The organism is Variovorax sp. V213, assembly GCF_041154455.1.
GTDB lineage: Bacteria > Pseudomonadota > Gammaproteobacteria > Burkholderiales > Burkholderiaceae_C > Variovorax.
Map to the genome: position 1 here is coordinate 3,052,393 of NZ_AP028664.1, position 21,066 is coordinate 3,073,458.

Here is a 21,066-nt window from a genome sequence, read left to right on the forward strand (position 1 = left end):
TGAACCAGCCGTCGAGGCTAGAACACGCGCAAGAGTTGATGCATGGACATTGAAAAAATACTCCGCCGATCCGACGAACTCGACGACACGATCGTCAAGCTTCTGGACTTGGACCATTACCCCGAGTGCGGAGATGATGCCCTGCGGATGGACCTCAGCGTCACCGCAGCTTCACTTTCAATCGACCACGCCCGGGCGCTGCGGCTTCTGGTCGCTGGCGGCTTCGTGTCGTCAGCCGCCCCACTCATGCGGCTGCAGTTTGAGGCGACAACCCGTTCGGCTTGGGTACTGTTTGCCGCCACCGAAGGACACGTCGCGCTCGCCGCTGCCCCGCTTACCGCTGAAGCGGACGAAGCAGCGCGGAAGTTGCCGGCAGCAAGGGAGATGATCAAGCAACTTCGGAATGCCGCAGCCACCCTGCCACCCGCTGCAGCGCCCGCTGCGATGCTGGGTCGATTCGAGGATATGCAGCGCCACGCTTTGAACTCGTTCGTTCATGGTGGCATTCACGCGCTACGGCGTCACAAGGACGGCTTCCCAGTGCAACTCGTGCACCAGTTGGTCGAATGTTCGAACGGCCTCGTCACGATCAGCGCCATGATCTTGGCCATCCTCACCGGAGATCGCGTCTTGATGGCCCGCATGAACCGGGTGCACCTTGGCTTTGAGGACTGCTTGACGCCGCTGCTGCCGTCCTACTGACGCCGTGAGTTGCGTCGCTTCGAGTGAACGCGCGAAGGCGACGCATTACCCAGCTATGCAGGGATCTCAGATCCGTGAAGCCCAATCAGCGCCAGCTATGATGATCGCAGTCCATGGCCATTGATCTTCGCTTGCTAGGCAGCAAGCTCGCGAAGTACCGCGGGCAGTTGCAAGAGTCCCTCCTTGATGTCGCTGCATCGACAGGAATTGACACGGCCCGGCTCACCCAAATCGAAGGTGGTCAAACCGAACCGACTGGCGATGAGATCTTGATCCTTGCGGACCACTATCGCTGCGACTTCAAGTTCTTCATCTCCAACGAACAAGTCGCGCCTTTCGAACAGACTGAGACGCTCTACCGCGCGCATGGCTCCGACTTCTCCAAGGAGGATCGACGGGCGGTTCAGGACTTCCTCTATCTCTGTGAAACCGAAGACTTCTTGATGCGGGAGATGGGTCGTGCGCCTGGTTCTTTCACTTTTTCACCCACCGGCGGCTACTTCAAAGGACACGCCGAAGACGCGGCAGCTCGGCTGCGATCGGCGATGGGCCATGCGGACAACGCTGTGCCCCGAGACGTGTACGCCGAGTTCCGAAGCGTCGGGGTACATGTGTTCCGGCGAAAACTTGGCAACTCGAACATCTCGGGGCTGTTCATCGCACACCCGGTTGCGGGCAAGTGCGCCCTGGTGAACTACAGCGAAGACATCTACCGGCAGCGATTCAGCGCGGCACACGAAATGGCCCACGCAATCTTCGACGCCGACATAGGAGTCAGCGTTAGCTTCGAGCGGGCTGATGCCTCCGATCTCGTCGAAACTCGTGCAAACCGGTTTGCCTCCTGCTACCTCTTGCCTCCGGCCTTCCTTTCGAAACTTCCCAACCCCAACGGATGGAGCGATTCCGATGCGATCGGCTGGGCCAACAAACTACGGGTGAGTTGCGTGGCGTTGGCCAACGCGTTGCGCGGGGCCAAGCTTGCCGATCAAGCCACCTCTGCTCGGATCTCCCGACTCCGCATCCCTCGGACCATCAAAATGGACCCGGAGCTTCCCGATTCGCTCAATCCTCTGCAGCGGTCACGCAAGGAGCAGTTGCTGGAGCGCGGCCTCTCAGACCACTACGTCGAGCTCTGCTTTGAAGCCCAGAACTCGGGTGTGATCAGCCAGGGGCGGCTTGCCGAGGCACTGCTGTGCAGCCAAGCAGAATTGCTTGAGATGGCTAAGCTCTACAGCCGGACGCTCCATGGCCATTGACCCCTCCAAATTCCATCTGATCAACGTCGCCGACACATGCTCTGTGTGGAACATTTTGTCCTCGCCCCGGTTGAACGCCGCGGCCAGGGAGGCTCGATGCGATTTCTGCGTGACCAGCTTCGTCCAATATGAGTGCCTGATCAAACCGCGCAAGTCGATCCTGCCAAGCGAGCAGACATTGATGGATCGACTGAAGGCCGAGCAGAGGCGCGGTGCTTTCCAGGCCCAGTCGTGCAGCATCGAGGACCTTCAAGCCATCGAGATCTTGGAGAAGCGTAAGAACCTAGGCAAAGGCGAACTGTCCTCAATCGCCTTCGCCATGAAGATTCGCCAAGGGTTCATCACCGACGACCGAAAGGCCTCCCAGTTGGCGAAGGACTCAGGCCACTCACACGCGCAAACGACTCCGCACCTGTTTTCTTGGCTCATTTTCACTGGCAGGCTGGGTGACGGCGATAAGGACACCGTCATCGCTCAGCACGTGGACGCGGGACGACACATCGCTCGGCATCTGCAGTCCGCCTATGAGATGGCTCTGCAATGCAGGCTCAACTCGACAGTTCGGCCTTGACGCACGCATGCCCCAAGCTCGTCGCCCTCGAAGCCCGGAACGCGTCGTCTTGACCTTCGGACCGGACGACGACGATCCAGAACGCATTGAGCGAACCGTCATCCTTTCGCCAGGTTTTCCCTATGTGGAGTTGCGGGCCCTTGGCGAAATGCTGGAAACCGACGGTGTATTTGTCCCAGGCTACCGACCGCCTCCGGTGGGGCTGTGCCACCCCGACGCCTTCATCTTCGAGGCCGAGGTCGAAGAGATTCGGACCATCCTCTTGCCCGATCGGAACATCGCCTCGCGGATGGTCAAGATCGTGGCTGGTGCACCGATGGATGCGATGCTTCGAAAAATTGCCGCTATCAAGGCGTTTTGCCATTTTCTCGACATTCAGATTGAGCCTTCTGTCGCCTTCCATGAACTCGCCCAGACACAAGGAAACGACGCGGCAAACCTGGAATTGGCCCGGTTCCGGGACGCCGACAATGCCGATCCTCACCCATGGCTGGACCTAGCCTTCGGCGATCTGGATGCGCTTGCCCCGTTGGCCCCCCAGCGATCGCTGGAGTCGCACGACCTGGCCTTCCCGCTGCGACGTTGGCGGCGCAATTACATCGTGGCCTTAAAGATTGCCGAACTTGAGCTCTCGGGCCGTGCCAATTTGGATCGGATGTTGGCATTGCTGTCTTGGATGCGCGACGACTTCATCGTCGCTGGGCCCGCCGCTTTGCTCGCCTGCATCTACTTCGCGCCCAACTCTCCGCCCCGCAAGGGACTGTTCAAGCAGCTGCGCTCGCCCAATAGACTACAAGCCATCAAAGGCGTACAAAACGCCGCCTGGGACTTGACGCATCTGAGCGAGATGATCAGGAAGGTGAATGAAGCGAATGGCGACCCGATCCGCCTGCTCTTCGCCAGCTTCGACGAGGGGCTCCGGAACTTGTCCAAGCTTTTGTTCACTTTCTCCGCAGACGAGTGCTCTGAGAAAGTGCTGATTGGAGCGCTCATTCCCTGGTGGAGCCACGCCCACGCTGAACGGATCGCGATGTCTTTGGTCGAGCTCTTGGCTTACATCGATGACGAAGGCCGCAAGCGGCGGCAGGCAAATTCGCCGGTGTCGATTGATGAAATGATTCGACAAGGCGAACAAACTCTCTTATCTGCTCATGGGAGCTACTGATCCAATCTCTTCTCCGCCAAAAGGGCGGACCAATCACATGAAAATTCTTGTGCATGACGACTCGAACCGGCGACAAGTCAACATCGAGCGATGCAACATCGGCACACCGTGGTCTCGACAGCGCATGAGCCCGGGGCTCAAGACGACAGGTGCGCGGCGCTCCTCCCAGCACTTCTTAGAAAGACCGTCCGGTCTAGCCCTGCAATGCGCGAATGACGCAACTCTTTGAAACCGACCCGACGCAGCTCCGCGCCGAAATCCACAAGGCATTGTTTGAACGCCTCGAGTGGTTCAAGCGCCACTACGACATCGTCGGACACCACGCCCTCGGACCTAACAGCCAACGCGTCTATCTTGGCGACAAGACCAAGCGCGTTTGCCGCTACTGTGGATTGGCCGCGCCACAGGTCAAATTCAAGAAGCTGGCCCATGCCATTCCGGACCAAGTCGGCAACGACTGGCTCTTTGACCATGAGGAATGCGACAACTGCAATGAGCATTTCGCCAACCGGGTCGAAGACGACTTCGCCAAATGGACATTGCCATGGCGATCCATGGGGCGAATCAAAGGCAAGAAGGGCATCCCGTCCCTCAAATCGAACGACAAGCAGTTCCGCATCGACGCCGCCAATGAAAAGCAGACCGAGGACGCCATGGGCGCGAACGGCGCACGCCACGGCCTCAAGATCTATATGGGGGTGAACGACGCGCGCCACGAGCTCGACGAGGCGACCAAAACCGTGAAGCTCACGCTCGAGCGCCCATCCTACGTCCCGATGGGTGTCTTCAAATGCTTGGTGAAGATGGCGATTGCGGTGATGCCGCCGGAGGAGGAGCAGCGGTGCACCCACTTGAAGAAGTGGATTCTTCTTCCCGACCACACCGTTGATAGCTACGGCTACAAGCCGCTGGGCATCATCTACCAGTTCGCACCCGGCCCTGTGCCCAATGACCGGGTGAGCTATTGGCTGCTGCGCCGCAAGCCCGAGCGCGCCGACGACTGCCTTTACATGCAATTCATCTTGCAGTTGAGCAATCACGTCTTCCAAATCGCGCTGCCCATGCACATCGAGGATCGGAAGCAGATCGAAGCTGGAGCTTTTCAGACCAGCCTATGGCCGAACACCTGGGCTGGCGTTGATCACCAAATGCAATACGGGCGATCCGCCCCCACGCAATTCGACATGAGCGGCACCGAACAAGTCCGCGGCGAGACCACGTCCATGACCATTCGCTATGACCAGCTCATCGACGGACCTGACATCGCTGCCCCCGCAGTGGGACCGGAGCCGCAAACCAATTGAGGCCCCAGGAGAACCGATGGCATTCGATTGAAGCCGATGCGCGTGTCACCCGTGGCACTTCTTGTACTTTTTGCCTGACCCGCAAGGACATGGTTCGTTGCGGCCGACTTTTCCCGAGGACGGAGCTCGTGACTGTGCCATGACTTGGAGCCGCTGGAAGGCGACGATTTGCTGCCGTGACACTGCCGGCCGAGTACGTTGCTCGGCAATCAGCGCCTTTTGCCCTTCAATCTCAAGCCGCTGCAGTTCGGTGAATCCGCCTGCGTACGGCTCGAGGCGAGCCATTTCCCTCTCGGCAGCGTCCACTTCGCCACAATAGGCAAGCACTACCGCGTACTGGCTGCGAACGCCGACGATTCGGCCAAGCAAGTTGTGTTCGAGCACCACGGGCAAGACGTGCTGCTCGAGAATTTCTCTGGCCCCCTCGTAGTCGCGCTGGAACACGAAGTCATCAGCTGCATCCTGACCGACCCGCACCAACGAATCGACGGCACCGGCCAAACCATAAAACTTCATGGCATGAATTCGCGCCATCGTTGACATGCGGCCCAGCTTTGCTGCGACCATTGCCAAGAGCTCCAGCGCATCTGCCAGGTGCTTGATGTCGGCGCGATCCAGCGATGGCCGGTCGATCAGTTCCCACAGGTCCTTCTGCTTGCGCATCATCACCTGATCAGGTGTGATGCCCATCGCTCCATAGTATTCATGCACCACCTGTGAAGCCATCTCGATGGCCCGCTGGTGTTGGCCCAGTCTGAACAGAGCGGAGGCGGCGTTGTATCGAAACACCCTTTGATGCGCTGGCTTGTCAGGCAGGAGCGCTTGCAGTGCGGCGATGCTCTCGTTGACCGCATCGGCGTCGCCCAGTTCCGCCTGAAAGCCCATGCGCTTCATCGCGAACGACATTCGTTCGTCTGCGCCGAGTTGGTGCTTCGTGATGAGCGCTTCCATCGCATCGAACCGTGCAGGCAGACCTTCAAGGTTGCTGTGCTTCATGTCGGAGAAGACCAGACCGTCCAATGCCCAGTAGCGCTGCTCAGGGTCGACACTTTCCGAGGCGACTGCAGTCTCCAGACTTCGCCAGATGTCAGTCGCGATGCCCATCTCGTGGAACATCTCTTCACCGATCAGCTCGACGAGCGTCTTGATGTCATTGGTCGCAACGAGCATTCGCGTGAACAGTGAAAACCGGGACGTATCCCGATACCCCTCCAGTGACACCAACAAGATGTTTTTCAGCGCGACCTGCGCGCGATTTACAGCGCCGGCACCAAGCGCCAGCAGGTGCCCGTTGCCCAGCACGCGCATTGCGTCGTGGATCTTGAGTTGCCTGCCGCCATACACCTCCGCGGTGCCGGATGCCCGAAGGCTACGAATCACGCCGGCGACAGCTTGGTCATTCAGATCCAAGGCTTTGAGCAACAGCTCGTTCACCTCCGCTGGCTTCAGTCCCAGGTCAGACAGGCTCAGCACAGCAACGGCATCTCGCGCAGAGCCGGGAAGCGCACCGAACACTCGCGCGAGAATGACCTCTTGCGCCGTCTCGGCCGTGTTGGTCTGCACCTCAAGCGAATCGCACAGTTGTTCAACGTCGCCATCGTATTCGCTGACTGCAATCCGCGCGGCACTCTGTACGAACAGTGGCATGCCGCCAGTTAGCGTTTTCAAGCGACTCATGGTCGCCGCGCTGCCCCGCCCACCCGCCCGCGCAACGGCATCTGCCAACTCATCAAGGCTCCACCCGTTGAGGCTCTCCCGGCTCAAACCCAGGATCGCCTCGATCTCTTTGGTTGAACCGGTCGGCTGGCACAACAGGACAAATCGAAGTGTCGTCGTGACGTTCACAATGCGCTGCAAGCTCTCGGCCCCGACGCGATGCACGTTGTCGAGCACGACCACCGGCGTGAGGCGTTCGCGGCTCAGAAAAACGTCGAGTGCCTTCAGCGACTCGAGGCCGGTCGAGCCGGGCAACAGTACCCGCTTGATTGCTTCCGGATTCGTTCCTGCAAGCTTGGCGGCCAGCTCCCGCACCAAGGCCACAGCCAGGGCTTCACCGGGCGTCTCGGCACAGTCGTAGTAGGCGCAGTTGTGGCTTGCGTGCGTTGCTGCCTGCGATGCCCAGGCGGTCTTCCCAGCGCCCGAGAAGCCGGAGATGATCCGCACGCGCGCACCGGAATCAATGCTGGGCTCGTCAATCTGCGGTCGGTAGGGCAGCGGAGGCGCTGGAAAGTCCTGAAGCTGAATCAATAACTGCTCAAACAGCGACGGAAGCTGCTGAACGTCAAAGGCGTGGTTTTCATGCGGAGCATTCCCGGCCGCAGCGGCCAGCACGCGGCCCGCCAACTTCCAGACGAGCGAGTCTGCAGCAAGCATGGCAAACGGCAGCGCCGCAGCCTGCGCGGTGCACCACTGCACGGCATCGTCAATGGTCGCCCAGGCCGGCGGCAAGCTACCGAATTCAGCAGGCAGTGACTGCCCAGGCCAGATGAACTTGACATCACCGGGAAGTGCCCCTGACGCGATCTGTGCGGCAAGGACTGGCCCAGGGTTCTGATTGGCAATCACTGCAAAGTGTGGGGTGCCGCTGCGGCGACCATCGGTGTGCTCCGCCCGCAGTCGCTCAAAACGTTCTAAGGCCGAGCCAATGTCGCTAGGGATGATGGGCTGTGATCTGGTTTTCACCTGCACATAGAGGCGGCGCGATTGCTGGACAATCTCGACATCTTCATCTCGTTCGATGACCACCGAAGTCGCACCGACGACTTCTGCCGCGAGCAAGCAGCCCACCGCGTACAGGTGCTGATAAAGGAAGCCACGGTGGACCGCGGCAATCCGAACCTCCTGCGCTGGATCGAGGGTGGGGATAGGTGAGTCTGTCATGTATGCGCCGTTGGCAATTCGCTGCCGGTCGCCTAGCGGCTCCACTCTCATCGGTGGCTGTCCCTTGCGCTTCAGCCCGCGTCGCGCTCCCAAAGTTGCACGAATGGTATCGCCGAGTCAGGTCCCATTCTGCTTAGGGTCGACAGGTTCGGCTAGGAGCGTCATCCAAGCAATTTCGGCAGTATCGCCGTTACCCGAGCTCCCAGCGTGAAAGTAGATGGTCGCTGACCTAAATCATCTGAGAACGCTTCCAAGTTGCCAAAACCAGTGCACACGCGCTGCACACGGATGCCCCTAAGTGATTGATTTATCTCAGGTTTCCGATTTATCCATCATGGGCGCCACGGAGACGCGCATGGCCTCGGCAGCGCGGGCGCTCCGAGGCAAATCGCCCTCTGGCCCAGTGTTTTTTCGGTTCTCGTTCGGTGTCATTCGATCTCGTCTAGCGCTGTTTTTTCGGCCCCGGTGGTGCATTGCCTGCCACAAAAACGGCATGTACCACCGAAAAGGCACCCCTGGGCCCATCACGACGCAAGCGCGCAGACGGAAGCGTAGCGCACATGGCTCACCTACATCGCGCGGCTCGCGGAGTATCCGCATCCCGCTGCCGATGCCGTCGAGGTGGCAGAGCGTAGAAGGTGCTTTGTCGTGGGCAGCAGCAGTGAGGGAGCGGGGCATTTGTCTCCCCGGAAAAAAGTGCGTACCGCTCATGCGCGCGTGCAGCGCAATTTCTACAGTGACTTCACGGCGAAACGCTTTGTTCCAAGACAGCCAAACAAGCGGCGCCGGTTGTCCACTTCACTGGAGAACGCACATGGAACGCAACCAGCTACCCGGAAATTGCTTTTTGGTGCTTGTGTATTTGCTCGCCCTGCTTGCCTTGTGGCTCAGCAACTGAACGTGAAGCTGCCGACCCGTGCTGAAGGCCTGGCGCTCCACAGGGCCCTCTGGGACGAATCATGCGTTTCGCGCTCTCCACCGCGATGCGAAGCCGCGCAGGTCATCCGAGCCGGCACATCCCTGCAGGGTCAGCTTCCTTCGCTCGTGGTCGACGTCGGTGCCGGCTGATTGTTCGATCCGATCGGCTTCGACGGAGGACGGCTTCTGAGCTTCGGCTGCGAACACCGGTGCACACGCGGTTGCCGACAGGGCTGCCAGGCAAAGCCCTGTAAGCGCCAGGCGCGTTCCATATTGTCGATGCGCCACGACTGTGTCCTGGTGTGGCCGAGAGGGCCGTTACTACTCGCTGCCGGTCGCCGGTGACCATCGCTGGAAAGGGCCCCGGGGCTTGCCCAGGGCCCTTTCGACGCGGCCTCTTGCTCAATTGGGACAAGAGCCAGGGATGCTCAAGAAATTTCTGGAGAAGGTGCCAGTTGGCACAATCGAGACGCCGTTGGTCAGGTCAGAGAGATCTTGACCAGATGGGCACGTAAAGCTGCCCTCGTCCGGGGGGCCGGATCGTATGCGCAATCTCATTGCCTTGCGAGACGGGTGCCGCGTGGCTGTACCGTCCTCCAAGGCATCAACAGGAAGCATTGCAACTCGATACTCGTTGGCGCGAGGAGTCGGAACGCGGTGCTTGTTGGGCCCTCCCAGGGCCAGGCGCACGCGTTGTAGCTGGTTACGACAGTTTCGTCGCGGGAGCCAGTTCTGCCTTTTTCAGGATGCCTGCTGATGGCCGATCATGCGATCCACAGCAAGGCGTGCGGCCTCCGCCGCTTCACTCTCGGCGGCTTCAACCGACTGGGCGCCGGATTCGTGGTTGCAGACTGACTTGCGGCCATCGATCTGGTAGGACCAATCGAAGCGACCGGCTCGCTCGACGATGTCCGTGTCGATCCTGTGCCCCATGTAGAGGAAGCTTTCGCCCATCTCGACCTCCTGCAGTTGAAGGGCCGAGCCTCCGCCGGCGCAGCCCGAATCGGAAGGCCAGTCTTCCAGATCGACCCTGACTCGAAGCTGATGCAGTCGGTCAGTCAGTCAGCACCCGGCACGGCACATCAACGCTCGCGCGCGGCGCGGCGCAGCACCTGGGTGATGGGCTCCAACAGGTACTGGAGCGGGGTGCGCTCGTCCCCCTGCAGGTAGATCTCGGCCGGCATGCCGGCCAGCAGCTTCAGGTCTCCCGCCGTCGCGAGCGAAGCCGCATCGGCCTCGACCAGCACCGAGTAGTAAGGAGCGCTGGTCGCACGATCGACCAGGCGGTCGCCCGACACATAGACCACCTTGCCATGCACCAGCTGCGTGGTGCGGTATTTGAACGCCGTGAAGCGGATCTCGGCCGGCTGCCCGCGCAGGATCCGGCCGACGTCCTCGGGACGGACGCGCGCCTCGGTCACCAGGCGGGTGTCTTCGGGCACGACGTCGGCGATGGTTTCGCGAGGCGGAATGACTGCGCCGGGCGTCGAATACTTCAGATCGATGATCTCGCCGCTGGCCGGCGCCGTGATCACCTGCCGCGCCGAGGCGTCGGCCGACTTGCGCCGCTCCTGCTCGATTTCCGCCAGCCGGGCCGCCGTGACCTTGAGCTGGTCGCTCGCCTGCTGGCGGTAGTCGCTCTCCAGGGAGCGGATGCGCAGATCGGCATCGACCGTGCGCTGCTCGGCGCGAGCGAGCTCCGCGCGCCGCTCCTCGATCTTCACGCCGTAGTCGGCCACGGTGCCCTCGAACTGCGCGATGCGCGCGGCCGAGACGAAGCCGTCCTTGAGCAGCTTGCGGTTGGTTTCCAGGTCGCTCTTCTGGAACGTCATCGACTCGCTCGCCCGCATGATCTGGGCGCGCAGCGCGACGATTTCCTCGGCCACCTTCTCGCGTTGCGAACGCAGCAGGCGCACCTGCCCCACCAGCGCATCGCGCCGCGCCTCGAACAATGCGCGCTCCTTGTCCAGCTGCGCAGCCAGGCGCGGGTCGGCTGCCGCGGTCTCGACCACGTCGGGCGGGAAGGTGATCGCGCGCGCCATGGTCTGCTCCGCGTCGAGCCGCGCGAGGCTGGCGCGCTCGGTCTTGACGCGGTGGTCCAACCGGTTCCTGTCGGCATCGACCGATACGTCGCCCAGCACCAGCAAGGGCTCCCCCTGCCGCACATGCTGGCCGTCGCGCACCAGGACCTCGCGCACGATGCCGCCTTCGGCGTGCTGCACCGGGCGCCGGTTCAGGTCCACCTTCACATGGGCCTGCGCCACCACGGCAGACGACAGCGGGGCAAAGCTCAGCCACGCTGCGCCCGGCATCAGCCCGCAGAGCAGCACGGCCAGGCCCCAGTGCGTCAGGCGACGCGCTTCGCGCACATGGAGCGCCAGCGGGTCGTTGGCCGCGATCGCATGCGCCGAATGATTCATGACACCTTCTCCGAAGCGCGCGGCGGCATCATCACCACCTGGGCACCGCCCGGGTTCTGGCCCGCACGCCTGATCGTCTGCACCACTTCCGCCACCGGCCCGTACTGCTTGACGCGACCGGCCTCCAGCACCATCAGCTTGTCCATGTGCTGCACCAGCGCGCTGCGGTGCGTGACGACGATCACCGTGACCTGGCCGCGCAGCGCCCTCAAGGCCTCGCCCAGCGCCAGTTCGCCCGCCCCGTCCAGGTTGGAGTTGGGCTCGTCCAGCACCAGCAGCTTGGGGTTGCCGTAGAGCGCGCGTGCCAGCGCGATGCGCTGGCGCTGGCCCGGCGACAGCATCACGCCCATGTTGTCGACGACGGTGTCGTAGCCCTCGGGCAGGGTCAGGATCAGCGCATGCACGCCGGCACGCTGTGCCGCTTGCACGACCTTGTCCGGGTCGACCTCGCCCAGCCGCGCGATGTTGTCGGCCACGGTGCCGGCGAACAGCTCGACATCCTGCGGCACATAGCCGAGCCAGGGGCCGAGCTCTTCGCGCGGCCATTGCGCGAGGTCGACGTCGTCCAGCCGCACGACGCCTGCATGGGGCCTCCACAGGCCGGTCAGCAGGCGCACCAGGGTCGACTTGCCGGCACCGCTGGGGCCGGTGATGGCCAGCGACTCGCCGGGCTCCAGGCTCAGCGAGACGCCGGCAAGAATCATCCGCTCGCCCTGCGGAGGCCGGAACACGAGGCCTTCCGCATGCAGGCGGCCGCTCGGCGCCGGCAGTGCCATGCGTTGCGGCTGGCGCTCGGCGACGCGCAGCACCTCGGACAGGCGCGCAAAGGCCAGGCGCCCCTCGGCCAGCACGCGCCAGCTCCCCACCACCTGTTCGACCGGCGCCAGCGCCCGGCCGAGCAGGATGGTGCAGGCCACCAGGATGCCCGGCGTGCCTTCGCCCGTGATGACGAGGTAGGCGCCCAGTGCCTGCAGCAGGACCTGCACCGCCTGGCGCGTGGTGCGCGTGAGCGCAGCCATCGCCACCGACTTGCGCGCGGTCGGCCCCTGCAGCGCGGCGACGCCGGCGTTGAGGTCTCGCCAGCGTCCGATCACCGCCTCCCCCATTCCGAGCGACTGCGCCAGCTCTGCGTTCTGCATCGAGGATTCGAGATAGCGCGTGGCCCTGGCGGCTTCCTTCTGCAGGGCTTCAATATCGCGGCGCGTGATGCGGTCGTTCACCACGGCAAGGATGAGCATCAGCACCGACGCGGCGGCCGCGGCCATGCCCAGCATCGGATGCGCCAGCCAGATGACCGCGACATAGACGAATGTCCATGGCACATCGAACAGGGCCAGCAGCCCCTGGGAAGAAAACAGGTTGCGCAGCGCCGCGACGTCGCGCAAGCCTTCGCAGGGCGCGCGCTCGGCGCGGCGCGCCGTGCGGGCCAGCATGACCTTGGCCACCACTGGAGACAGCTGATCGGCGATCAGATTGCCCGCGACGCCCTGCAGCCGGCTGCGCAGGTAGTCCAGCATCAGCATCAGACCGAGCGCCACGCCGACGCCGAGCAACAGCACCAGCAGCGTCTCCTGGCTCTGGCTCGTCAGCACGCGGTCGAAGACCTGCAGCATGAAGAGCGCGGGGGCGAGCAGCAGCAGGTTCACGAAGAACGAGAAGCCCGCAACAAAAAGAAGCGGTCGCTCGAGAAGCTGGAGAAGAGGCTTCATGTCGATTTCTCTCGTTTGCCGCCGCCCGCACCTGCGGGCGGCAGGTGGGATCTCACAGGCCGGCCTTGATGTCGTTGCTGTCGAAGGTGTCGGCCGGGTTGCTCAGCGTCAAGGTCGCCACCAGCGTGCGGTTGGCGGCGCTCAGGCCGTCGGCGTCGTAGTACAGGTTGCCCGTGGCGCTGTCGTAGATCACATGCACCCCCGCACCCACCATGTCTCCCGCTCCACCGCCGTCCAGGGACGCGAACTCGGCCGCCGACAGCGTGCTTCCGCTCGCGGTCGTGAGGGCCGTGAACGTGCCGCGCGACAGCTCGATCAGGTCGCCGCTCGCCGCCGATCCCGAAGCATCGAAGTCGATGACCGAATCCACCGCGTTGGGTGCCGAGTCGAAGACGAAGGTGTCGTTGTCCGTGCCGCCGGTGAGCATGTCGGCGCCGGCCCCACCGACGATGCGGTCGTCGCCCGCAAGGCCGTTGATCACGTCGTTTCCGCCGCCGCCGCGCAATTGGTCGCTCGACGCCGAACCGGTGAGCGTGTCGCCGAAGGCCGTGCCGATGACGCCCTCGAAGTTCTTGTAGCCGTCGGTGCCGAGCCCGGCGGCGCTGGCATTGAAGCTTGTCGTGCTGCTGCTTTGCGTCAGCGTGAACGTGAGCCCGGCCGTGCCGTCGGAGAAGTCGAGCAGGTCTGCGTTGCCACCGGCGCCGTCGAGGGTGTCATTGCCGATGCCGCCGCGGATGATGTCGTTCGAGGCGCTGCCGGTGAGGGTGTCGGCCAGGCCCGTTCCGATCACGCCTTCGATGTTCTGGTAGCTGTCGTTTTGGCCGAGACCACCCGTGTTGTTGGCGATGCTGGTCGGTGCGGCACTCTGGACCAGCGTGAAATTGACCGCCAGAGTCCCGTCCGAGAAGTCGAGCAAGTCTTCGCTGCCGGCGCCGCCGTCCATCGTGTCACCGTTGCCGATGCCACCACGCAGTACATCGTTGCCGGCGCCGCCCGACAGTGTGTCGTTGCCGTCGCCGCCGATCAGGAGGTCGTTGCCGGAAGAGCCGAGCAGCGTGTCGGCCCCGCTGCCGCTTCCTCCGATGAAGACGTCGCCACCCGCACCGCCGGTCAGGTCGTCGGCGCCGCCGCGGCCATCGATGAAGGAGGCCTGGTAGGTGCCGGTCGCGCTGAGATCGATCGTGTCGGCGCCGTTGCCGCCGGACACGGTCCTGATGTCGATCGTCGCCGTCGCCGTGGTGGTGCCCCCAGCGCCGTCCGACACGGTGTATTGGAAACTGCCGGCCGTGGCTCCCGCCGTGCTGCCGCTGGTGAAGCTGATCGTGCCGTTGGCGGCGTCCAAGGTCAGGCCGGAAATCCCGACCGCGCTGCCGACGCTGGTGATCGTCAAGGCAAGACCGTCGATGTCGGTGTCGTTGCCGAGCAGCGAGCTCGCCGACAGCGTGACGAGCGTGCTGTTCGACACGATGATCCTGTCGGCCACGGCGACCGGGTTGTCGTTCACCGCGCTGACGGTGATGCTCGCCGTGTCGGTGGCGCTCGAGAACGCGGAGCTGTTCCCGTTCGTGACTGTGCTCACCGTGGTGCCCGCCGTGCCGCTCGTCTGATCCCAGGCGCGGAAGGTGATGCCATCGCTGACTGTCCCGCTGAAGTTCGAATCCGCCTGGAAGTACAAACGCGTGTTCGCGTCCACGGCCAGCAGCAATGCGGACGCGTCCGACACCGCAGCCACCACCGCCCAGCTGGTGCCGCCGTTGGTGGAATACCACCAGTCTCCGTGGGCGGCATTCACGCCCGTCAACGCGATGCCGGTGATGGCGCCGTTGTCCGCATCGGCCACGTTGTCGAGGCCGCCAGCCGGCGGATTCAGATTCACCAGGCTCGATACGAGCGTCCCGACGGCCCCGACCGGCACGCCGGCATCCTCGTTGACCGACGCCAGGGCGGGTGTCGCGGCAGCACTCAGGACGGGTGCGTCGTTGGTGCCGGCGATGGTCACGGTCACCACCTGGCTGGCGCTCCCGTCGGACGACATGGCGGTGAAGCTGTCGCTGAGCGATTGACCTGCGGCCAGCTGCTGGATCGCCGCCTGGCTGTTGTCGGCCGTGTAGGTCCAGTTGCCATTGGCCGCCAGCGCGAAGCTGCCGTAGCCGTTGCTGCCTGCGGTGCCGGCCTGGGCTGTGAAGCTGGACTGGCCTGCGTCGACATCGGCGATCGTCAGCGCGCCGCTGGTGCTCAAGTTCGGGGTCGAGGCGTCCTCGCTCACCGCACCGCTGGCCACCCCGCCAATCACCGGCACGTCGTTGGTGCCGGTGATAGTCACCGTCACCAACTGGTTGGCCGTACCGTCGGACGACACAGCGATGAAGCTGTCGCTGATCGACTGACCAGCGCCCAGCTGTTGGATCGCCGCCTGGCCATTGTTGGCCGTATAGGTCCAGGTGCCATTGGCCGCCAGCGTGAAGCTGCCGTAGCCATTGCCGCCGGCGGTGCTTGTTTGAGGCGCGAAGTTCGACTGGCCCGCATCGACATCGGCGATCGTCAGCGCCCCACTGGCCGCGAGGCTGCCACCGAACACCGCAACGTCTTCTTGCGCCGCGCCACTGGCAACGCCACCAATCACCGGCACGTCATTGGTGCCAGTTATCGTTACCGTCACCACTTGGCTGGCCGTTCCATCGGACGAGACTGCAGTAAAGCTGTCGTTGAGCGATTGACCCGCACCAAGCTGCTGGATCGCGCTTTGGCTGTTGTCGGCCGTGTAGGTCCAAGTGCCGTCGGCTGCCAGCGTGAAGCTGCCGTGGCCGTTGCTGCCGTCGGTGCTTGCTTGAGGCTCGAAGTTCGACTGGCCCTGGTCGACATCGGCAATCGTCAGCGCACCGCCCGTGCTCAGGTTCGGCGTCGAGGCGTCCTCACTGACAGCGCCACTGGCCACACCACCAATCACCGGAACGTCGTTGGTGCCGGTAATGGTCACGGTCACCAACTGGTTGGCCGTACCGTCGGACGACACAGCGATGAAGCTATCGCTGATCGACTCGCCGGCGCCCAGCTGCTGGATCGCGCTTTGGCTGTTGTCGGCCGTGTAGCTCCAGCTGCCGTCGGCCAGCAAGTTGAAGCTGCCGTAGCCATTGCTACCGGCAGTGCTCGCCTGCGGCGCGAAGTTCGACTGACCTTGGTCGACATCGGCAATCGTCAACGCACCGCCGGTGCTCAGGTTCGGCGTCGAGGCATCCTCGCTCACCGCGCCGGTGGCGACGCCACCGATCACCGGCACGTCGTTGGTCCCGGTAATGGTCACCGTCACCACCTGGCTGGCTGTCCCATCGGACGAAACTGCCGTGAAGCTGTCGCTGATCGACTCGCCGGCGCCCAGCTGCTGGATCGCGCTTTGGCTGTTGTCGGCCGTGTAGGTCCAGTTGCCATCGGCCGCCAACGTGAAATTGCCGTAGCCGTTGCCGCCGGTGGTGCCGGGCTGGGGCGTAAAGTTGGACTGACCCTGATCGACGTCGGCAATCGTCAACGCACCGCTGGTGCTCAGGCTCGGGGTCGAGGCATCCTCGCTCACCGCGCCACTGGCCACACCACCGATCACCGGCACATCGTTGGTCCCGGTAATCGTCACGGTCACCACCTGGCTGGCGGTGCCATCCAACGACACCGCGGTGAAGCTGTCGCTGAGCGATTGACCCGCGGCCAGCTGCTGGATCGCTGCCTGGCTGTTGTTGGCCGTGTAGCTCCAGTTGCCGTCGGCTGCCAATGTGAAGCTGCCGTAGCCGTTGGTGCCGGTGGTGCCGACCTGGGCTGTGAAGCTGGACTGTCCTGCATCGACATCGGCGATCGTCAGCGCACCATTGGTGCTCAGGTTCGGGGTCGAGGCATCCTCACTCACCGCACCGCTGGCGACGCCACCGATCACGGGCACGTCGTTGGTCCCGGTAATGGTCACGGTCACCACCTGGCTGGCCGTGCCATCGGAGGACATGGCGGTGAAGCTGTCGCTGATCGACTCGCCGGCGCCCAGCTGCTGGATCGCGCTTTGGCTGTTGTCGGCCGTGTAGCTCCAGCTGCCATCAGCCAACAAGTTGAAGCTGCCGTAGCCGTTGCTGCCGGCAGTGCTCGCTTGAGGCGCGAAGTTCGACTGGCCTTGGTCGACATCGGCAATCGTCAGCGCACCGCCGGTGCTCAGGTTCGGGGTCGAGTCATCCTCGCTCACCGCGCCGCTGGCCACACCGCCAATCACCGGCACATCGTTGGTGCCGGTGATGGTCACCGTCACCAACTGGCTGGCCGTGCCGTCGGATGACACCGCGGTGAAACTGTCGCTAAGCGACTCCCCGGCACCCAGCTGCTGGATCGCCGCCTGGCTGTTGTCGGCCGTGTAGCTCCAGCTGCCGTCGGCCGCCAGCACGAAGTTGCCATAGCCGTTGCTGCCGGCGGTGCCGGCCTGGGACGTGAAGTTGGACTGGCCCTGGTCGACATCGGTGATCGTCAACGCACCGCTGGTGCTCAGGTTCGGCGTCGAGGCATCCTCGCTCGTCGCGCCGGTGGCGACGCCACCGATCACCGGCACGTCGTTGGTCCCGGTGATGGTCACCGTCACCACCTGGCTGGCCGTACCGTCGGACGACATGGCGGTGAAGCTGTCGCTGAGCGATTGACCTGCGGCCAGCTGCTGGATCGCTGCCTGGCTGTTGTTGGCCGTGTAGGTCCAGTTGCCATTGGCCGCCAGCGCGAAGCTGCCGTAGCCGTTGCTGCCTGCGGTGCCGGCCTGGGCTGTGAAGCTGGACTGGCCTGCGTCGACATCGGCGATCGTCAGCGCACCACTGGTGCTCAGGTTCGGCGTCGAGGCATCCTCGCTGACCGTGCCGCTGGCCACACCACCAATCACCGGAACGTCGTTGGTCCCGGTAATCGTCACCGTCACCACCTGGCTGGCTGTCCCGTCGGACGAGACCGCAGTAAAGCTGTCGCTGATCGACTGGCCTGCGCCGAGCTGCTGGATCGCCGCTTGGCCGTTGTTGGCCGTATAGGTCCAGTTGCCATTGGCCGCCAGCGTGAAGCTTCCGTGGCCATTGCTGCCGGCAGTGCTCGCTTGGGGCGCGAAGTTCGACTGGCCCTGGTCGACATCGGCAATCGTCAGCGCACCGCTGGTGCTCAGGTTCGGCGTCGAGCCGTCCTCGCTCACCGCCCCGCTGGCCACGCCGCCGATCACCGGCACGTCGTTGGTGCCGGTCACCGTCACAGTGATCTGCTGCGCGACCGTGCCGCCGTGGCCATCGTCGATGCTGACGGTGAAGGTCTCCGTCGCCGTCTGGCCCTGGGCCAGATACTGCGTGGCCGCGTTGGCGACGCTGTAGTTCCAGCTCACCGTGCCGTCGCCCGCGCCCGTGGCCGCATCGCTGACGCCGGCCGTCAAGACACCGCCCAGCGTGTTGCCCGGACTGGCCGCCACGCTGACGCTGTGCGCATCGCTCAGGTCCACGTCGTCGAAGGTGATCGTGCCGCTGTCGCTCAGGGTCGGCGTCGCCGCATCCTCGGTCACCGCCGCAGCGGCATCGGCCGCGCCGATCGTCGGCGCGTCGTTGGTGCCGGTGATGGTCACGTCGATCTGCCGGGTGACGATGCCGCCGTGCTGGTCGTTCACCGTGATGGTGAAGCTCTCGACCCGGGTCTGGCCCGCGGCCAGGTACTCGACGGCGGTGGCGTCCACGGTGTAGGTCCAGGTGAGCTGGCCGCCCGTGCCGGTCCCCGTGGTGTCGGCGTTCTTGATCGCCGTCAGGCTGCCCAGCACGCTGCCGACCGGCGTGCCGATGGCGCTCACCAGGTGCACATCGCTCAGGTCCAGGTCGCTGAAGCCGATGACGCCGCTGTCGCTCAGCGTGCCCGCCGGCGCGGCCTGCTCGCTCACGGCGCCCGCCAGGTCCTGGGCCGTGATCACCGGACCATCGTTGGTGCCGGTGATGGTGACGGTCACCGTGGCCAGTCCCGTTCCACCATCGGCGTCCTTCACCTCGTAGCTGAAGGTGTCGGTTGCGTTCTCGCCCGCTGCCAGGTGCTGGAAATCGGCTGCATGGGGCTGGTACTGAAAATACCAGGTCGACGGATCGCCCATCGCCGGCTGAACGAGCGTCGCCGTCCCGTGGGCCGGCCCCGAAGCCAGCGTCAAGCTCTTGACCAGGTCGGGGACCAGATCGTTCTGCAGCACGTGGATCTGGATGCCCGGGCCGTCTTCGGTCGTCGAGACCGCATCGCCCAGCGCCGTTGCCGCCTCGTTGGCCGGATTCACCTCGACCCCATCCACGAGGATTCTCAGGGTTTCGGTCATCTGGACGGTCAGCGTGGACGACCCGAAGCTGAAAACGAAATCGCTGGCCGAACCATTGGAAACCTCACTGGTCTTCACATTGGTCACTGTCGCAAGATGGGCCAGGTAGGCGGCGATCTGCGTCTGGGTGGCAGAGTCCAGCCACTGTGCCCGCGTGAACTGGAGCAGGAGCGTATCAATGCCCGCCCCACCCGTGTACACGTCCTTGGTGCCCGCCGCGATGTTTTCGCTGACGTTGTAGATCAGGGTGTCGTTCCCCGATCCCCCGTTGAGCTGGTCACTGCCGCTGCCGCCATCGAGCGTGTCGTTTCCCGCCCCGCCATTCAGCGAATCGCTCCCGGCCCCACCGCTCACGGTGTCGTCCCCGTTGCCGCTGTTGATGGTGTCGCTTCCGGCCGTGCCCGTGAGAACGTCGCTGCCGTTGGATCCGGTAATGGTGGTCATGTGCTTCCTTGGTGAACGCCGGACGGCCGGCGCGTGTCATCTCGACGCGATATCCCCTTGTTGGCCATTGGATCGCGCCGGCGACGTGAGCACATGGAAGGAATGTCCTTTCCTTCTCCTTCGATAAGTACTGGACAGCACTGAAAAACCTGGGGCTTTTGTCCTGCCGAAGCATCCGCCCCGCGCTGGACGACCAGGTGCGGCGCGGGCCTGAAACCTGACGCTACAGCGCCACGGGCTTGATCCTCGCCGCCATGCCCGCGGTACCGAAAGCCTGGAACCGATCGATGCAGAGGTCGCGCGCGGCTGCCGTGGCCTCCTTCAGAAACTTGCGCGGGTCGAACTCGCTGCGGTCGCTGCCCATCGCGCGGCGCATGGCGCCAGTCATGGCCAGGCGGATGTCGGTGTCGATGTTGACCTTGCGCACCCCGTGCCGGATGCCTTCCTGGATCTCCTCGACCGGCACGCCGTAGGTTTCCTTGATGTCGCCTCCGTAGTCGCGAATCACCGCCAGCCATTCCTGCGGCACCGACGAAGAGCCGTGCATCACCAGGTGCGTCTTCGGTATGCGCGCGTGGATGTCCTTGATGCGGTCGATCGCGAGGATGTCGCCGGTCGGCTTGCGGCTGAACTTGTAGGCGCCGTGCGAGGTGCCGATGGCAATGGCCAGCGCATCCACGCCGGTGCGCGAGACGAAATCGGCCGCCTGCTGCGGATCGGTCAAGAGCTGGTCGTGCGACAGCACGCCCTCGGCGCCGCTGCCGTCTTCCTCGCCGGCCATGCCCGATTCGAGCGACCCGAGGCAGCCCAGCTCACCCTCGACCGAGACGCCGACCGCGCGCGCCATCTCCACCACGCGGCGGGTCACGTCCACGTTGTAGTCATAGCTGGCCGGGGTCTTGGCGTCTTCCATCAGCGAGCCGTCCATCATCACGCTGGTAAAGCCCGAGCGGATGGCCTGCATGCACATCGACGGGCTGGCGCCGTGGTCCTGGTGCATCACGATCGGGATCTCGGGGTACATCTCGACCGCGGCCTCGACCATCTTGCGCAGGAACGGCTCGCCCGCGTATTTGCGCGCCCCCGCCGAGGCCTGCAGGATGACCGGGCTGTCGGTTTTTTTCGCGGCCTGCATGATGGCCTGGATCTGCTCCAGGTTGTTGACGTTGAATGCCGGCACGCCGTACTGGTGCTCGGCCGCGTGGTCCAGCAACTGACGCAGCGAAATCATGGCCATGGGAAGCTCTCCTGTGAAGTTGGAAATGCGTTGGATCGAATCAGTCTTCCATTGCGCTTTGCGCCACCCGCAGCGCATGAAACCGGCGCGGCCCATTCCAGAGACACCGCGGAACCGGCTTCGCCGGCCCGC

The 21,066-nt window shown here is 63.9% G+C and carries 11 protein-coding genes; 5 read left to right on the plus strand and 6 right to left on the minus strand.

Annotated elements, in window-relative coordinates; all coding sequences use genetic code 11:
• The first annotated feature begins 42 nt into the window (after nt 1-42).
• The 5 genes from ACAM55_RS14580 to ACAM55_RS14600 all read left to right on the plus strand — a co-directional run bounded on the left by ACAM55_RS14580 (nt 43) and on the right by ACAM55_RS14600 (nt 4,998).
• The gene (locus tag ACAM55_RS14580; protein WP_369652245.1) at nt 43-702 is read left to right on the plus strand and encodes a hypothetical protein; all 660 of its coding nucleotides are present in this window, start codon (nt 43-45) and stop codon (nt 700-702) included.
• A 113-nt stretch (nt 703-815) separates the two neighbouring features.
• Complete coding sequence (locus tag ACAM55_RS14585) at nt 816-1,958, plus strand: ImmA/IrrE family metallo-endopeptidase (protein ID WP_369652246.1); 1,143 nt, start codon at nt 816-818, stop codon at nt 1,956-1,958.
• Entirely contained in the window at nt 1,948-2,529 is a 582-nt protein-coding gene (locus ACAM55_RS14590; RefSeq protein WP_369652247.1) for a hypothetical protein, read from the plus strand. Before ACAM55_RS14585 ends, ACAM55_RS14590 begins: the two co-directional genes overlap by 11 nt.
• A gap of 49 nt (nt 2,530-2,578) precedes the next feature.
• Nucleotides 2,579-3,694, plus strand: a complete 1,116-nt coding sequence (locus ACAM55_RS14595) for a hypothetical protein (protein WP_369652248.1) — start codon at nt 2,579-2,581, stop codon at nt 3,692-3,694.
• 212 nt (nt 3,695-3,906) lie between these two features.
• Nucleotides 3,907-4,998 carry an HNH endonuclease gene (locus tag ACAM55_RS14600; RefSeq protein ID WP_369652249.1) on the plus strand — a complete coding sequence of 364 codons (1,092 nt, stop codon included), beginning with the start codon at nt 3,907-3,909 and terminating at the stop codon, nt 4,996-4,998.
• A 45-nt stretch (nt 4,999-5,043) separates the two neighbouring features.
• Here ACAM55_RS14600 and ACAM55_RS14605 read toward each other — a convergent pair whose 3' ends face one another.
• The 6 genes from ACAM55_RS14605 to fba all read right to left on the minus strand — a co-directional run bounded on the left by ACAM55_RS14605 (nt 5,044) and on the right by fba (nt 20,934).
• Nucleotides 5,044-7,878, minus strand: coding sequence for an SEC-C metal-binding domain-containing protein (locus tag ACAM55_RS14605; protein ID WP_369652250.1), 2,835 nt, complete (start codon nt 7,876-7,878; stop codon nt 5,044-5,046).
• Between the two features lie 1,659 nt (nt 7,879-9,537).
• Nucleotides 9,538-9,750, minus strand: a complete 213-nt coding sequence (locus tag ACAM55_RS14610; RefSeq protein WP_369652251.1) for a hypothetical protein — start codon at nt 9,748-9,750, stop codon at nt 9,538-9,540.
• Between the two features lie 128 nt (nt 9,751-9,878).
• Nucleotides 9,879-11,216, minus strand: coding sequence for an HlyD family type I secretion periplasmic adaptor subunit (locus ACAM55_RS14615; protein WP_369652252.1), 1,338 nt, complete (start codon nt 11,214-11,216; stop codon nt 9,879-9,881).
• Nucleotides 11,213-12,925, minus strand: a complete 1,713-nt coding sequence (locus ACAM55_RS14620; RefSeq protein WP_369652253.1) for a type I secretion system permease/ATPase — start codon at nt 12,923-12,925, stop codon at nt 11,213-11,215. The genes ACAM55_RS14615 and ACAM55_RS14620 overlap by 4 nt, the downstream gene beginning before the upstream one ends.
• 52 nt (nt 12,926-12,977) lie before the next feature.
• A complete protein-coding gene (locus tag ACAM55_RS14625) occupies nt 12,978-19,697 on the minus strand; it encodes a VCBS domain-containing protein (protein WP_369652254.1) in 6,720 nt (2,239 codons plus the stop codon).
• Nucleotides 19,698-19,920: 223 nt separating this feature from the next.
• On the minus strand, nt 19,921-20,934 hold the full coding sequence (fba, locus tag ACAM55_RS14630) for a class II fructose-bisphosphate aldolase (RefSeq protein ID WP_369652255.1): 1,014 nt from the start codon (nt 20,932-20,934) through the stop codon (nt 19,921-19,923).
• Nucleotides 20,935-21,066 lie beyond the last annotated feature (132 nt).

Bases quoted from the DNA above. Each gene is read 5' to 3' on its own strand.
- ACAM55_RS14580 (WP_369652245.1), top strand. From the start codon at position 43: ATGGACATTGAAAAAATACTCCGCCGATCCGACGAACTCGACGACACG.
- ACAM55_RS14585 (WP_369652246.1), top strand. From the start codon at position 816: ATGGCCATTGATCTTCGCTTGCTAGGCAGCAAGCTCGCGAAGTACCGC.
- ACAM55_RS14590 (WP_369652247.1), top strand. From the start codon at position 1,948: ATGGCCATTGACCCCTCCAAATTCCATCTGATCAACGTCGCCGACACA.
- ACAM55_RS14600 (WP_369652249.1), top strand. From the start codon at position 3,907: ATGACGCAACTCTTTGAAACCGACCCGACGCAGCTCCGCGCCGAAATC.
- ACAM55_RS14605 (WP_369652250.1), bottom strand. From the start codon at position 7,878: ATGACAGACTCACCTATCCCCACCCTCGATCCAGCGCAGGAGGTTCGG.
- ACAM55_RS14610 (WP_369652251.1), bottom strand. From the start codon at position 9,750: ATGGGCGAAAGCTTCCTCTACATGGGGCACAGGATCGACACGGACATC.
- ACAM55_RS14615 (WP_369652252.1), bottom strand. From the start codon at position 11,216: ATGAATCATTCGGCGCATGCGATCGCGGCCAACGACCCGCTGGCGCTC.
- ACAM55_RS14620 (WP_369652253.1), bottom strand. From the start codon at position 12,925: ATGAAGCCTCTTCTCCAGCTTCTCGAGCGACCGCTTCTTTTTGTTGCG.
- ACAM55_RS14625 (WP_369652254.1), bottom strand. From the start codon at position 19,697: ATGACCACCATTACCGGATCCAACGGCAGCGACGTTCTCACGGGCACG.
- fba (WP_369652255.1), bottom strand. From the start codon at position 20,934: ATGGCCATGATTTCGCTGCGTCAGTTGCTGGACCACGCGGCCGAGCAC.